Raw genomic sequence first — 1121 nt, 5'->3', positions numbered from 1 at the left:
GCGGCGGCCTCCGCCGGGTCCCGCGCTGCGCCCCTCGCCCAGCTCCAGCCGGCGCACCGTGTCGCGGGTGTAGCGCAGCAGCTCCGGGTGCACGTCGTGCTTGCGGGCCGCGTCGGCGTCGTGGAACAGGTCGAACATGCGCTTGCCGACGAGCATGTGCTGCCACAGCGGCACCGGCCGGTGCTCGCTGACCACGACCGTCGTCTCGCCGCGCACGGTGACCAGCCAGTCGGCGAACTCCTCGGCGTTGGAGACGGTCGCCGACAGCGAGACGAGGGTGACCGAGGCCGGCAGGTGGATGATCACCTCTTCCCACACGCCGCCCCGGAACCGGTCGGCAAGGTAGTGCACCTCGTCCATCACCACGTACGCCAGGCCCTGAAGGGTGGACGAGCCGGCGTAGAGCATGTTGCGCAGCACCTCGGTGGTCATCACCACCACGGGGGCGTCGCCGTTGATGGCGTTGTCGCCGGTGAGCAGCCCGACGTGCTCGGCGCCGTACCGGTCGACCAGGTCGTGGTACTTCTGGTTGGACAGCGCCTTGATCGGCGTGGTGTAGAAGCACTTGCGCCGCCCCGGCTGGGCGCCGTCGGGTGCAGCCGGGGCACCCCGCAGGGCCAGGTGTACGGCGAACTCGCCGACCACCGTCTTGCCGGCTCCGGTCGGGGCGCACACCAGCACGCCGCTGCCCCGCTCCAGGGCCTGGCACGCCTCGCGCTGGAAGTCGTCCAGATCGAACCCCAGATCCAGGGCGAACTCGTCCAGCGCCGGGAACTGGGAGGCCTGCGCGGCCCGGCGGCGCGCCGCGGCGTACCGCTCGGCGGGACTCGACATGTGACCAAGATTAGTGCGTGCGGTGCCGGGACACCCGACAAGGCCGTCCAGTCCGGCCCGTCCGGGGCGGTCGGTAGGGTGCACGACGTGCCGGAACCGACCGAGAAGTCCCAGACACCCGCCCCGGGCTGCGCCGACCTCGCGTCCGGCGCGCGGGCGTCCCGCCGGACCGTGGAGGGTGTGCTCCTCGACTTCCACGGCACCCTCGCCCAGGTGGAGGACTCCCGGGCGTGGGTGACCGCGGCGGCGGCGGCCTGCGGGGCGGAGCTGGAGCGGGCGCGGGCGAC

1 protein-coding gene and 1 pseudogene are annotated in these 1121 nt (G+C 73.1%); one reads left to right on the top strand and one right to left on the bottom strand.

All coding sequences use genetic code 11. The annotated features are described in order from the left end of the window. On the bottom strand, window positions 1–834 hold an 834-nt coding region (locus AB0I76_RS30485; RefSeq protein ID WP_357042767.1), incomplete at its 3' end, for a DEAD/DEAH box helicase. 87 nt (window positions 835–921) lie between these two features. Between AB0I76_RS30485 and AB0I76_RS30480 the strand changes: the two are divergent. Beyond that, a pseudogene (locus tag AB0I76_RS30480) lies at window positions 922–1121 on the top strand (haloacid dehalogenase); the annotation flags it as partial.

It is taken from the genome of Micromonospora sp. NPDC049799, assembly GCF_040656655.1.
Classification (GTDB): domain Bacteria; phylum Actinomycetota; class Actinomycetes; order Mycobacteriales; family Micromonosporaceae; genus Micromonospora.
This window is presented reverse-complemented; position numbering and strand designations above follow the sequence as displayed.